The organism is Paraburkholderia sp. (assembly GCF_035948235.1).
In the GTDB taxonomy this organism is placed as follows: Bacteria; Pseudomonadota; Gammaproteobacteria; order Burkholderiales; family Burkholderiaceae; genus Paraburkholderia.
The window spans coordinates 1-13,517 of sequence record NZ_DASZJJ010000226.1; the positions used below are offsets into that span (position 1 = coordinate 1).

Consider the following 13,517-nt stretch of genomic DNA (forward strand, 5'->3'; position numbering starts at 1 on the left):
CGACCTGCCCTCCGAAGGCGTGACGGCAGCCGTCGATCTGCCTTCCTTCGATGCCGATGCCTGGCTGCGCGTGGCGCGGGAGCTGCGCGGCACGGCAGCGGCTAATCCTGCTGTTGCGGCAAGCGCGCCCGCGGCTGCACAGTCCACTGCGCAGGCCAGTGCAACCGCCAGCGCGCCTCTAGCCGCTTCACCGCCCGCCCCACAATCTGCTTCGCAAACCGCCGCGCAAACGATAGCGCCCACGGCCTCCTCGCCGCTGGCGCCCGGCGGCGCGTTCGCGTCCTACGTGCCGTCGCGCTTCGCGGTCCACGTCGGCACGCTCACGCTGCTCAAGCGTCACTGGGAAAACGTGATCGTCGGCGCCTCGCGGGACGCCAACCAGTGGCAGGCTAACGTCGCCTCAAACCAGGTCTCCGGCCACGTCTCGTGGAAACCGGGCGCGGTGCCCGGCTCCCCTGGCACGCTGGAAGCGCGTCTGGCGCGCCTCGTCGTCCCCGCCGCCACCGAAAACGACCTGCTCGGCCAGGCCGTCTCGCAGCCCGCGCAGAACATGCCGTCGATCGACCTGGTCGTGAACCAGCTGATTGTGCGCGGACGCGACTTCGGCCGCCTGCAGATCAACGCCCACAATTTCGACGAGAACGGCGTGCCGGTCTGGCAGCTCGACACGCTCGACATCGTCAATCCGGCCGGGCATTTCACCGCCACCGAAAACTGGCGCGCCATCGGCGACGAATCCGCGCCCGCCGACACGGCCGGCGGCGCCGCGCAGACGCCGCGCCGCACCGCGCTCGACTTCCATCTCGACATCAAGGATGCAGGCGATCTGCTCGAACGCGCGGGCGTCGCGCATGCGATCAAGGGCGGCTCGGGCACGCTCAACGGCAATCTGGAATGGCGCGGCGGTCCCAACAAGCTCGACTTCCCGACACTCAACGGCAGTCTCGCGCTCGATCTGCGCCACGGCGAAATCCTCAAGATTCACCAGGGCGTGGCAACGCTGCTGGGCGTGCTGAGCCTGCAGAGCCTCGCGCGCTACGCGACCATGGACTTCCGCGATGTGATCGGCGAAGGCCTGCCGTTCACGAGCGTCACCGGCAGCGCGCAGATCCAGAACGGCATCGCCCGCACCAACGACTTCAAGCTGGTAACCGCGCCTGGCCGCGCGCAGATGACGGGCAGCGTCGACCTCGCGCACGAAACCCAGGATCTGCGCGTGCACGCCGTGCCGACGGTGAGCGCGGGCGCGGGCGTGATCGTCGCGGCCATCATCAATCCGCTGCTGGGGCTGGGCGCGCTGATCGGCGACTTCGCGCTCTCGCACACGATGGAAGCGACGCTCGCGCGCGACTACGCGATCACCGGTTCCTGGGCCAAACCGCACGTCGAGCGACTGCGTGGCGATCAGGGTAAGATGGACGCGCAGGTTCCGGCGGCGGCGCATTGAGATCCAGATCGCCTGCTGAGCGCCGATGTGCAAGTCGACGGGCACATCCACGACTCGCGCAGCGCCCTGCCGAGCCGCTCCGGGCCCCATCCTCTTTCCAGACAAGAGCCGCCGATGAGCGAAACTTCTTCTTCCGCAGCGCCGAACACCCTGATCACGCCGTTTAGGGTCGCCGCGCTGCAGATGGTCAGCACGCCCGATCTCGCGCGTAATCTCGCCGAAGCTGAACGTCTGATCGCCGAGGCCGCCGCGCAGGGCGCGCGCCTTGTGCTGCTGCCCGAATACTTCTGCTTCATGGGCCACAAGGACAGCGACAAGCTCGCCGTGCGCGAAACTTACGGCGACGGCCCGATCCAGCAATTTCTCGCCGATGCTGCGAAGCGTCATGACGTGTGGATCATCGGCGGCACACTGCCGCTGAAAGCGCCCGAAGAAAACCGCGTGCTCAACACCACGCTCGTGTTCGATACGAGCGGCGCCGAGCGCGCGCGCTACGACAAGATCCATCTGTTCAACTTCGAAAAAGGCGCCGAATCCTTCGACGAAGCGCGCACGATCCGCCCGGGCACGGAGGTGCGCACCTTCGACGCGCCGTTCGGCCGCGTGGGCCTGTCGGTCTGCTACGATCTGCGCTTTCCCGAACTGTACCGGCGCATGGGTGACTGCGCGCTGATGGTCGTGCCGTCCGCGTTTACGTACACCACGGGCCGCGCGCACTGGCAGCTTCTGCTGCGCGCGCGCGCCGTCGAAAACCAGTGCTACGTGCTCGCCGCGGCGCAGGGCGGCACGCACGAAAACGGCCGCCGCACCTGGGGCCACAGCATGCTGATCGACCCGTGGGGCGAGATCGTCGATGTGCTCGACGAAAACCCCGGCGTCGTGATCGGCGATATCGACCTCGAACGCATCGCCGCCGTGCGCGCAAGCCTGCCGGCGTGGCGGCATCGCGTGCTGGACTGCAACTGACGCGTACTACTCCAACCCTCGACCCAGGGCGTCTTGATTTCGCCGTACCGCGCCCGAATCTGCTCCGCATCTGCCATCTGAAACTTCCATATTGAGCGCATGAACATCATCGAACCCGGCATCCGCAATCTGGCGACCGCGAAGGACGTGCTCCTCGCGCCCTACGGCCTCGACGAGGCGCTGCTCACGCGCACGCTCGGCGAGATTTTCACGCACCGCGTCGACTACGCCGATCTCTACTTCCAGGCCACCCGCAGCGAGGCATGGAGCCTGGAGGAAGGCATCGTCAAGTCGGGCAGTTTCAGCATCGACCAGGGCGTCGGCGTGCGCGCCGTGTCCGGCGAGCGCACCGCATTCGCATATTCCGACGACCTCTCGCCCGAAGCGATCCGCCAGGCGGCCATCGCCACGCGCTCGATCGCGAAGGCCGGCGGCGGCAAGCAGAAGATCAAGGTGGCCAGCTCCCTCAAGGGCATCGCGGGCCGCGATCTGTACCTGCCGTCCGACCCGCTCACCTCGCTCGACGCCACCGAAAAGGTCAAGCTGCTCGAGCGCATCGAGCAAATGGCGCGCAGCCGCGACCCGCGCATCACCCAGGTGATGGCGGCGCTGGCGGGCGAATACGACGTCGTGCTGGTTGCGCGCAGTGACGGCGCACTGGCCGCCGACATCCGCCCGCTCGTGCGCGTCTCGGTCACGGTGATCGCCGAGCAGAACGGCCGTCGCGAAATCGGCAACGGCGGCGGCGGCGGACGCTACGACTACGGCTATTTCACGGACGACGTGCTCTCGAAGTACGTCGACGACGCCGTGCATGCGGCACTGGTGAACCTTGAGGCGCGTCCGGCGCCTGCGGGCGCGATGACCGTCGTGCTCGGCCCGGGCTGGCCGGGCGTGCTGCTGCACGAGGCGATCGGCCACGGCCTGGAAGGCGACTTCAACCGCAAGGGTTCGTCGGCGTTCGCGGGGCAGATTGGCGAGCGCGTGGCGGCCAAGGGCGTCACCGTGGTCGACGACGGCACGCTGCCGAATCGCCGCGGCTCGCTCAATATCGACGACGAAGGCAACCCGACGCAGTGCACCACGCTGATCGAGGACGGCATCCTCAAGGGCTACATCCAGGACTCGCTCAACGCGCGCCTGATGAAGATGCCCGTGACCGGCAACGCGCGCCGCGAATCCTACGCCGCCCTGCCGATGCCGCGTATGACGAACACCTACATGCTCAACGGCGACAAGGACCCGCAGGAAATCCTCGCGTCGGTGAAGAACGGTCTGTACGCGGTGAACTTCGGCGGCGGTCAGGTCGATATCACCAACGGCAAGTTCGTGTTCTCGGCCTCCGAGGCCTACATGATCGAAGACGGCAAGATCACGTATCCGGTGAAGGGCGCGACGCTGATCGGCAGCGGCCCGGAATCGCTCAAGTACGTGAGCATGATCGGCAACGACATGCGGCTGGATTCGGGCGTGGGCGTGTGCGGCAAGGAGGGCCAGAGCGTGCCGGTGGGCGTGGGCCAGCCGACGCTGCGCATCGACCGCATGACGGTCGGCGGCACGGTCTGACATCAGCTTGATCCTGCAGGCTTCATGCACGGCGATGCGGAAATTCCGCATCTCCGTGCGGCTTTCCTGCATTGAAATGTGTTTTTGCGCGGGACATCCGCTTTTTCGCCCAAACCCGCTTGCCAGCCTGAAGAAGGCCGGGTTATAAAGGCAATCACCCTTTTCGACGTAACGAACCGATTTCGCCATGTTCGCCACGAAGTTTTATTTTTACTTCTTTTGGTATCTCAGACCGCTGGCGGATCGAGAGGGTTAGCAGTACGCGCAGGACCCCGAATACACGAGAAACCGCCAGCAAAGTCTGGCGGTTTTTTTTCGCCCGGCTTTTTTGACCCGCTTTTCGTCCTTAACTCGCACGAGCCTTACTTTCATCTAGCAGATTGCCGCCGTTTCGCCACGCGAAGCACGCTACACAGGATCAGGAGAAAACAACATGCCCCCGCACAACACCGACGATGTCCGCATCCGCGAACTCAAGGAACTCACGCCGCCCGCACACCTGATCCGCGAATTCCCGTGCTCGGAAGCCGCCTCCACGCTGATTTTCGAATCGCGCCGCGCGTTGCATCGCATCCTGCACGGCATGGATGACCGCCTTGTCGTGGTGATCGGCCCCTGCTCGATTCACGACACCAAGGCTGCGGTCGACTACGCGAAGAAGCTGGTGGAACAGCGCAAGCGCTTCAGCAACGAGCTGGAAATCGTCATGCGCGTGTACTTCGAAAAGCCGCGCACGACGGTGGGCTGGAAGGGTCTCATCAACGACCCGTTCATGGACAACAGCTTCAAGATCAACGACGGCCTGCGCACAGCGCGCGAACTGCTGGTCTCGATCAACGAACTGGGCCTGCCGGCGGGCACCGAGTACCTCGACATGATCAGCCCGCAGTACATCGCCGATCTGATCTCGTGGGGCGCAATCGGCGCGCGCACGACCGAATCGCAGGTGCACCGCGAGCTGGCCTCGGGCCTCTCGTGCCCGGTCGGCTTCAAGAACGGCACGGATGGCAACGTGAAGATCGCCGTCGATGCGATCAAGGCCGCGTCGCAGCCGCACCATTTCCTGTCGGTGACCAAGGGCGGCCATTCGGCCATCGTTTCGACCGCCGGCAATGAGGATTGCCACGTGATCCTGCGCGGCGGCAAGACGCCGAACTACGACGCGGAAAGCGTCAACGCAGCCTGCAACGACATCGGCAAGGCAGGTCTGGCCGCGCGTCTGATGATCGACGCGAGCCACGCCAACAGCTCGAAGAAACACGAAAACCAGATCCCCGTATGCGCCGATATCGGTCGCCAGATCGCGGGCGGCGACGAGCGCATCGTCGGCGTGATGGTGGAATCGCACCTCGTGGCGGGCCGCCAGGACCTGAAGGAAGGCTGCGAACTGACCTATGGCCAGAGCGTGACCGATGCGTGCATCGGCTGGGACGAAAGCATCGGCGTGCTCGAAGGGCTCGCCGAGGCGGTCAAGCAGCGCCGTATCGCGCGCGGCAGCGGCAACTGATTTTTGCCGGACGTTTGACGATGTAAAAAGCCCGGCCAGTTTCGCGACTGGCCGGGCTTTTTCACGTCTCGCGTTTTTCAGTCGAGCATGCCCGAACCGAAAATCTCGGTGTGGATGCGCACCGGCTCCACGCCACGCGCAACCAGCGCCTCGCGCTGCGCGCGCATGAAGGCGACCGGGCCGCAGATGTAGTAATCGGCATCGGGCAGCATCACATCGGCTTCGATGCGCGCAATGTCCGCGCGGCCTTCGAAGTCATAGTCGGCGCCCACGCGATCTTCCGCGTTCACGGCTTCGTAAAACACCGCGCGCTTGAGGTTCGGATATTCCGCGGCGCTGCGGCGCAGCGAGTCGCGGAACGCATGCACACGGCCGTTTCGGCAGGCGTGCACGAAGGTGACCTGACGTTCGCTGCGCTCAGCCATCAAAGTGGCGAGCATCGACGCCATCGGCGTGATGCCGACGCCGCCGCTAATCAGCACAACCGGCGTGCGCTTCGTGCGGTCGAGCTTGAATTCGCCCATCGGCGCGCTCACGTGGACGATCGCGCCCTGCTCGACGCCGTCGTGCATCAGGTTCGACACATGGCCCGGCTGCACGTCGCCGGCACCGGCTTCGCGCTTGACCGAGATGCGCAGCCAGCGGCCGTGCGGCGCGTCGGACAGACTGTACTGGCGCGGCTGATCGACGCCGAGCTGCTCCACGAAGCGCTTCACGCTTACATACTGGCCCGGCTCGAAGCCGCCTGCGGGCGCGCCGTCGGCGGGCGCGAGATAGAACGAGGTGATTTCGTCGCTTTCCACCTGCTTGCGCACCACCTTGAACGGACGGAAGCCGCTCCACGGCGCCGCTTCATACAACCTGGCTTCCACGCCGATCATGATCTGCGCGAGCTGCTCGTAGGCCACGGTCCATGCGTCGAGCGTGGCCTGATCGACCGCATCGCCAAGCACATCGACCACCGCGCCCAGCAGATGACGTCCAACGATCGGATAGTGTTCCGGACGGATGTTCAGGCTCGCGTGCTTGTGCGCGATATGCGTGACCGCGCCGCCCAGCGCGCCCAGATTATCGATGTTCGCCGCATAAGCGTAGACCGCGCGCGCCAGCGTTTCGGGCTGGCTGCCGCTTTGCTGGTGCGTCTGGTTGAAGAGGTTCTTCAGCTCCGGGTGCGCGTTGAACATGCGCTGATAAAAGTGCTTCGTGATGGTCGGGCCATGCTCGGCGAAAACGGGCGCGGTGGCCTTGACGCGGGCGATCTGGTCGGCGGTGAGCGCGGTCATTGCGGCTTCTCCTCGTTAATCCTCGTTAAAAGATGTACACAAGATACATCTTTAAGCGCGCGCGCCGTGTGGGCATTTTGTCGCACCCGCAGCAATCGGGCTGGCGCAGCGCATTTCATTCAGGCGTCTGCGCCGCTATGGCGCCCTTCTACTCGTTGTCGAAGGGTTCGGGTTCCTGCCGCGCCTGACCGCGATCATGCCGCCACAGCACGTCATTGCCGCCCGCCGCGCGGTTAAGCACGCGCGCAAGCACGAACAGCAGATCGGATAGCCGGTTCACATATCGACGCGGCGTCTGCGCGAGCGGCGCACTGCCTTCCTGCTGCGCGCCTAGCTCGACGATAGTGCGCTCCGCACGCCGGCACACCGTGCGGCAAACATGCGCGAGCGCTGCCGCGCGCGAGCCGCCGGGCAGGATGAACTCCTTGAGCGGCGGCAACATGCCGTTGTAATCCTCGAGCCAGCCGTCGAGCCTGGCGAGGTGCGCGTCCGTGACGATGGTGTGGCCAGGCATGCAAAGCTCGCCGCCCAAATCGAACAGATCGTGCTGGATCGCGGTGAGCGCGGCGCGCACGTCATCGGGCAGCGTCTCGCACAGCAGCACGCCGATATTCGAATTCAGCTCGTCGACGTCGCCGATCGCGGCGATGCGCACCGCATCCTTGCGCACGCGGCTGCCGTCGCCCAGGCCAGTCGTGCCGTCGTCGCCGGTGCGTGTGGCGATCTTGCTCAGGCGATTGCCCATGGTGTGTCTCTCCAGAATCCAGAATCGTGAATCAAGCAGAAGCGCCATTGTCGCCCGCGCGAGCGCGGCAAGGGCGATTGCGCGGTGCAACAGAGCAGCCGCTCCCCCCGGGCTGTCCCCGCCTCTCAGGCCGGAACGTTGAGCGTAGAATGATTTGCGCCAAAGATCATGTCCAACAAGGAGACCCCCGCGTGAATCATCCCGCGCCGCCGGCCATTGCGAATCCTGCACGCCGCCCGTTCCCCGCCGATCTCCTCGACAGCCTGCGCCACGCCTTCGGCGAGCGCGTTTCCACTTCCGAAGCGGTGCGCGCCCATCATGGCCGCGACGAATCGCGTTTCGATCCGCAACTGCCCGATGCCGTCGTCTACGCGCAGAGCACCGGGGAAGTCCAGACCATCGTCAAGCTGTGCGCGCAATACGGCGTGCCGATCATCCCTTACGGCAACGGCTCCTCGCTCGAAGGCCATCTGCTGGCCGTACAGGGCGGCGTGTCGATCGACCTGTCGCAGATGAACCGCGTGCTCTCAATCAATGCCGAAGACCTGACCGTGACGGTGGAGCCTGGCATCTCGCGCAAACAGCTCAACGAAGCGCTGCGCGACACCGGCCTGTTCTTCCCCATCGATCCGGGTGCGGATGCGAGCATCGGCGGCATGTCGGCGACGCGCGCCTCGGGCACCAACGCCGTGCGCTACGGCACGATGCGCGAGAACGTGCTGGGCCTCACCGCCGTGCTCGCCGACGGCCGCGTCATCAAGACCGGCACGCGTGCGCGCAAGTCGTCGGCGGGTTACGACCTGACGCGGCTCTTCGTAGGCTCGGAAGGCACGCTTGGCGTCATCACCGAAATCACCGTGCGGCTCTACCCGCAGCCGGAAGCGGTGTCGGCGGCGATCTGCGCGTTTCCGTCGATGGTTGAAGCCGTGCGCAGCGTGATCGAAACGATCCAGATCGGCGTGCCGATCGCACGCGTGGAATTCATCGACGCGCTCGCGGTGCGCGCCATCAACAAGCATTCGAACCTGACGCTGCAGGAAAAGCACACGCTCTTTTTCGAATTTCACGGCACCGAAGCGGGCGTCGCCGAGCAGGCGCAGCTCGTGCAGGAAATCGCCGCGCAAAACGGCGGCGAGGGCTTCGAATGGGCCACGCGCCCTGAAGATCGCAGCCGCCTGTGGAACGCGCGCCATAGCGCCTACTTTGCGATGCTGCAACTCAAGCCCGGCTGCCGCGCCGTGACGACCGATGTCTGCGTGCCGATCTCGCGCCTCGCCGAATGCGTGGTGGAAACCGAGGCCGACCTGAAGGCTTCACCGCTGCCCTGCCCGATCGTCGGCCACGTGGGCGACGGCAACTTCCATGTGGCGATCCTGATCGATCCGGACAAGCCCGAGGAAATCGACGAAGCCGAGCGCCTGAACCACCGCATCGTGCAGCGCGCGATCCGCATGGACGGCACCTGCACCGGCGAGCACGGGGTGGGCCTGCACAAGATGGACTTCCTCGTCGAGGAACACGGCGCGGACACGATCGACACCATGCGCGCCATCAAGCACGCGCTCGATCCGCACAACCTCATGAACCCGGGCAAGATTTTCAGCTGGGCCGCCTGAGCCGGGAACACGCCACGAGGAGGAGACATGAATGCACCGGACGCGAATCTGCCTGATGCCAACAATGCGGCCAAAAGCGCGGCCAAAAACGCGGCAAAAGATTCGGCCCCAGAGTTGACGCCCGAAGCCCTCGCGCAGCGTCAGCGCGAAGTCGTGCAGGCGCTGATGGCCGTGCTGCCCGCGCATTGCCTGCTGCATCGCGAGGAAGACACGGTCGCCTACGAATGCGACGGACTGGCGGCCTATCGGCGCCTGCCGCTTGCGGTCGCACTGCCGGAAACCGAATCGCAGGTGCAGCGCATCGTGCAGATCTGCCGCCGTCTGGACGTGCCCGTGGTGCCGCGCGGCGCGGGCACCGGCCTCTCGGGCGGCGCCATGCCGATCCGCCACGGCATCGTGCTTTCGCTGGCGCGCTTTCGGCGTATCCTGGAAGTCGATCCGTACGCTCGCACGGCAACCGTGCAGCCCGGCGTGCGCAACCTCGCCGTTTCGGAGGCCGCCGCGCCCTACGGCCTCTACTACGCGCCCGACCCTTCCTCGCAGATCGCCTGCACGATCGGCGGCAACGTGTCGGAGAATTCGGGCGGCGTGCACTGCCTCAAATACGGCCTGACGGTGCATAACGTGCTGCGCGTGCGCGCGGTGACGATGGACGGCGAGATCGTAGAATTCGGCTCGCTCGCGCCCGACGCACCCGGACTCGACCTGCTGGCGGTGATGATCGGCAGCGAAGGCATGTTCGCAATCGTCACCGAAGTCACCGTCAAGCTGATCCCGCGCCCGCAGACCGCGCAGGTCATCATGGCGAGTTTCGACGACGTCGTGAAAGGCGGCGACGCGGTGGCGGGCATCATCGCCTCGGGCATCATTCCGGCGGGCCTCGAAATGATGGACAAGCCGGCCACGCGCGCAGTCGAGGAGTTCGTCAACGCGGGCTACGACCTCGACGCCGCCGCGATCCTGCTGTGCGAAGCGGACGGCACGCCCGAGGAAGTCGCCGACGAAATCGCCCGCACGACCGCCGTGCTGCGCGAGCATGGCGCAACGCGCATCCAGATCTCGCGCACAGAAGAGGAGCGGCTGCGCTTCTGGTCTGGGCGCAAGAACGCGTTTCCCGCGGCGGGCCGCATTTCTCCCGACTATTACTGCATGGACGGCACGGTGCCGCGCCGCGCGATCGGGCCGTTGCTCGCGCGCATCCATGAGATGGAAAAACAGTACGGGCTGCGCTGCATCAACGTGTTTCATGCCGGCGACGGCAACATGCATCCGCTGATTCTCTTCAACGGCAACGACGCCGATGAATGGCACCGCGCCGAGGCGTTCGGCTCGGACATTCTCGAAACCTGCGTCGAGCTGGGCGGCACGGTAACGGGCGAACATGGCGTGGGCATCGAGAAGATCAACTCGATGTGCGTACAGTTCTCCCCCGAGGAGCGTGACGCGTTTCATGCCGTCAAGCACGCCTTCGACCCGGCCAGGCTGCTCAATCCCGACAAGGGCATTCCCACCCGTGCGCGCTGCGCCGAGTACGGCCGCATGCACGTGCGCGGCAACCTGCTGCCGCATCCCGATCTGCCGCGCTTCTGATCCGCACACTTTTGCGCCGCGCGTTGTGTTTTGCGCGACGCGCGGTGTGACGCGTCGTATGACACCGAGCGGCACTTGACGGCCCGACTCACCGCCCCCCCTTCCGACGCGCACCGCCATGCGGGCCTGCCCCGGGTTGTCAGGAAGGGACGCGTCAGTACAATCGAACAAAGCACAACGACAACCGCGCCAGGCAACGCGCTATGGGAAGCATGGGAATCATGCAAGAGGACGACATCGTCGCGGTCTGGTCCGAGCGCATCCGCGCCGCAAGCGCCGACGGCAAGCCATTGCGCATACGTGGCGGCGGCACCAAGGACTGGTACGGTCAGGCGCTCGAAGGCGAGGTGCTCGATACGCGCGCGCATCGGGGCATCATCGCTTACGACCCTGCCGAACTGGTCATCACGGCGCGCGCCGGCACACCGCTGCTCGAAATCGAACATGCGCTCGCCACGCACGGCCAGATGCTGGCGTTCGAGCCGCCCCACTTCGGCCCGCAGGCCACCTTCGGCGGCTGCATCGCGGCGGGTCTGGCCGGGCCGCGCCGCGCGAGCGCGGGCGCTGCGCGCGACTTCGTGCTGGGCGCCGTGATCATGAACGGGCACGGCGCAGTGCTGCACTTCGGCGGCCAGGTGGTGAAGAACGTCGCGGGTTATGACGTTTCGCGTCTGCTGGCGGGTTCGCTCGGCACGCTCGGGCTGATTCTGGAACTGTCCGTGAAAGTCCTGCCGCTGCCGCAGGCGGAAGCCACGCTGCGCTTCGACATGAACGGCACCGACGCCGTGCGCAAGCTCAACGAATGGGGCGGCCGCCCGCTGCCCATCACCGCCAGCGCCTGGCGCAACGGCACGCTGGCCGTGCGTCTGGCCGGGGCGGAAGCGGGCGTGAAAGCCGCGCGCACGTCGCTGGGCGGCGAAGTCGTCGATGCGGTGGAAGCCGAGCGCTTCTGGGCCGGACTGCGCGAACAGAGCGATCCGTTTTTCGCTTCGATCGCACCCGATGCCGCGCTCTGGCGTCTCGCGCTGCCATCGATCGCCGAGCCGCTGCAACTGCCCGGCGCACAACTGATGGAATGGGGCGGCGCGCAGCGCTGGTGGATCACCGAAACCGACGCGCAAACCGTACGCATCACCGCCAAGCAGGCCGGCGGCCACGCCACGCTGTTCCGCACGGGCCGCGCTTACGACCGCAGCGCGGGCGTATTCACGCCGCTGCCCGCGCCGCTCATGAAGATCCATCGCGGCCTGAAAGCTGCGTTCGACCCGGCCCGCATCTTCAATCGCGGCCGCCTGTATTCCGACTTCTGACGAGACCGACACGCGGCGATGCAGACGAACCTCGCGGACTTCATTCGCAACACTCCCGACGGCGACGAAGCCGACGCGATCCTGCGCAAATGCGTGCATTGCGGCTTTTGCACCGCGACCTGCCCGACCTATCAGTTGCTCGGCGACGAGCTCGACGGCCCGCGCGGACGCATCTATCTGATGAAGCAGATGGTAGAAGGCGCGCCCGTAACGAAGAGCACGCTCACGCACCTGGACCGCTGCCTTACCTGCCGCAGTTGCGAGACCACCTGCCCGTCCGGCGTGCAATACGGGCGGCTGGTGGAACTGGGCCGCAAGCATGCCGAACAAATGGTGCCGCGCCCGCTGCGCCAGCGCCTGATTCGCCGCTTTCTGGCAGGCTTCCTGCCGCGCCGCATGCTGTTCTCGCCGGCCATGCGCATGGCGCAGCAGGTGCGCGTGCTGCTGCCGCGCCGCCTGCGCGACAAGGTGCCGGTGCGCCAGCGCCCGCTCGCGTGGCCGACGGCGAAGCACGCGCGCAAGATGCTGATGCTCGCGGGCTGCGTGCAGCCTTCGATGATGCCCAACATCAACACGGCCACGGCACGCGTGCTGGACGCACTTGGCATCGAAACCCTCGTCGCGCCGCAGGCGGGCTGCTGCGGAGCGATCCGCCTGCACATGGGTTACGCCGACGACGCGCTCGACGACGTGCGCGCCAATATCGACGCCTGGTGGCCCTATGTGGAGCAAGGCGCCGAAGCAATCGTCATGAATGCCTCGGGTTGCGGCGCAACGGTCAAGGAATACGCGCACCTGATGCGCAACGACCCGGCCTATGCGAGCAAGGCGCAGCGCATCGCCAGCCTCACGCGCGACCTCAGCGAAATCCTGCCGGCTTTCGAGGAGCAACTGATGGCCGCCACGCGCAGGCGCGGCATCCACACGGTGGCGTACCACCCGCCGTGCACGCTGCAGCACGGCCAGCAGGTGCGCGGCGGCGTGGAGAAAGTGCTGGGCGCGCTGGGCCTGGACGTGCGCCTGCCCGCCGACAGCCACCTGTGCTGCGGCTCCGCCGGCACCTATTCGATCACGCAGCCGCGCCTGTCCTACACGCTGCGCAACCAGAAGGTCGAGCGGCTCAAGGCGCTGGAGCCACAACTGATCGTCTCGGCGAATATCGGCTGCATTGCGCATCTGCAAAGCGGCACGAAGATTCCGGTCACGCACTGGATCGAACTGGTTGAGCATATGCTGGCGGCGAATTAACCAAGGGATGGGCCTGCAGGCGACGGGTTGCACCCGGCTGAACCCTGGTTGCACTTTCACCGCCCACCGGTAACATTCCGAGCCTAACGAATCGCCGCGCGCTCCGGCAGTCGGCCATTCGGCCTATGACTTCTGGCCGATGCCTCGCGCCTCGCCCAATCCGTATAATTGGCCTCGTTCGTTTTCAGTGCGCCTAACCCAGAGCGCGGCCGCGGGCAGCGCTGCGCGGCCGGCCAGAA

Annotated in this window: 10 protein-coding genes; 8 read left to right on the top strand and 2 right to left on the bottom strand. The window is 66.0% G+C overall.

From position 1 onward, the window contains the following. From VG320_RS19520 to aroG, 4 genes are all read left to right on the top strand, one after another. On the top strand, window positions 1-1,447 hold a 1,447-nt coding region (locus tag VG320_RS19520), incomplete at its 5' end, for a YhdP family protein (protein ID WP_327201726.1). A 114-nt stretch (window positions 1,448-1,561) separates the two neighbouring features. Further along, on the top strand, window positions 1,562-2,413 hold the full coding sequence (locus VG320_RS19525; RefSeq protein ID WP_327201727.1) for a carbon-nitrogen hydrolase family protein: 852 nt from the start codon (window positions 1,562-1,564) through the stop codon (window positions 2,411-2,413). 99 nt (window positions 2,414-2,512) lie between these two features. Next, window positions 2,513-3,979 carry a metalloprotease TldD gene (tldD, locus tag VG320_RS19530; RefSeq protein ID WP_327201728.1) on the top strand — a complete coding sequence of 489 codons (1,467 nt, stop codon included), beginning with the start codon at window positions 2,513-2,515 and terminating at the stop codon, window positions 3,977-3,979. A gap of 433 nt (window positions 3,980-4,412) precedes the next feature. After that, a complete protein-coding gene (gene aroG, locus VG320_RS19535) occupies window positions 4,413-5,486 on the top strand; it encodes a 3-deoxy-7-phosphoheptulonate synthase AroG (RefSeq protein WP_327201729.1) in 1,074 nt (357 codons plus the stop codon). A gap of 77 nt (window positions 5,487-5,563) precedes the next feature. Here aroG and hmpA read toward each other — a convergent pair whose 3' ends face one another. Both hmpA and VG320_RS19545 read right to left on the bottom strand, forming a co-directional pair. Next, entirely contained in the window at window positions 5,564-6,769 is a 1,206-nt protein-coding gene (gene hmpA, locus VG320_RS19540) for an NO-inducible flavohemoprotein (RefSeq protein WP_327201730.1), read from the bottom strand. Between the two features lie 148 nt (window positions 6,770-6,917). Further along, a complete protein-coding gene (locus VG320_RS19545) occupies window positions 6,918-7,514 on the bottom strand; it encodes a cob(I)yrinic acid a,c-diamide adenosyltransferase (protein WP_327201731.1) in 597 nt (198 codons plus the stop codon). Between the two features lie 191 nt (window positions 7,515-7,705). On the opposite strand from VG320_RS19545, the gene VG320_RS19550 reads away from it, so the two are divergent. The 4 genes from VG320_RS19550 to glcF all read left to right on the top strand — a co-directional run bounded on the left by VG320_RS19550 (window position 7,706) and on the right by glcF (window position 13,278). After that, the gene (locus VG320_RS19550; RefSeq protein WP_327201732.1) at window positions 7,706-9,130 is read left to right on the top strand and encodes an FAD-binding oxidoreductase; all 1,425 of its coding nucleotides are present in this window, start codon (window positions 7,706-7,708) and stop codon (window positions 9,128-9,130) included. 27 nt (window positions 9,131-9,157) lie between these two features. Continuing rightward, window positions 9,158-10,720, top strand: a complete 1,563-nt coding sequence (locus VG320_RS19555; protein WP_327201733.1) for an FAD-linked oxidase C-terminal domain-containing protein — start codon at window positions 9,158-9,160, stop codon at window positions 10,718-10,720. A 221-nt stretch (window positions 10,721-10,941) separates the two neighbouring features. Further along, entirely contained in the window at window positions 10,942-12,030 is a 1,089-nt protein-coding gene (glcE, locus tag VG320_RS19560) for a glycolate oxidase subunit GlcE (RefSeq protein ID WP_327201734.1), read from the top strand. 18 nt (window positions 12,031-12,048) lie between these two features. Then, window positions 12,049-13,278 carry a glycolate oxidase subunit GlcF gene (glcF, locus tag VG320_RS19565; RefSeq protein WP_327201735.1) on the top strand — a complete coding sequence of 410 codons (1,230 nt, stop codon included), beginning with the start codon at window positions 12,049-12,051 and terminating at the stop codon, window positions 13,276-13,278. The last annotated feature ends 239 nt before the right edge of the window (window positions 13,279-13,517 follow it).